Source organism: Exiguobacterium sp. s56 (assembly GCF_018618255.1).
Classification (GTDB): Bacteria; Bacillota; Bacilli; order Exiguobacteriales; family Exiguobacteriaceae; genus Exiguobacterium; species Exiguobacterium chiriqhucha.
The window spans coordinates 1-233 of sequence record NZ_JACSLR010000059.1; the positions used below are offsets into that span (position 1 = coordinate 1).

Here is a 233-nt window from a genome sequence, read left to right on the forward strand (position 1 = left end):
GACCCCCAACTACTTTCGGCGCTGAAGCGCTTAACTTCCGTGTTCGGCATGGGAACGGGTGTGGCCGCTTCGCTATCGCCACCAGACAAAAGAATATTAACATCGCCCCAAGGGCGTGTCAATCCATTTCAGGGTTGTTCCCTGAAAACTGAAGACTCATCAATTCACACAAACCATTAGACTAGATCAAAGCCTCGACCGATTAGTATCATTCAGCTCCACACGTCGCCGTG

General features: G+C 50.6%; 1 rRNA gene. It reads right to left on the reverse strand.

Going from position 1 to position 233, the window contains the following annotated elements:
• Window positions 1-86: ribosomal RNA gene (gene rrf / locus KNP71_RS15835) — 5S ribosomal RNA — on the reverse strand; the annotation flags it as partial.
• Window positions 87-233 lie beyond the last annotated feature (147 nt).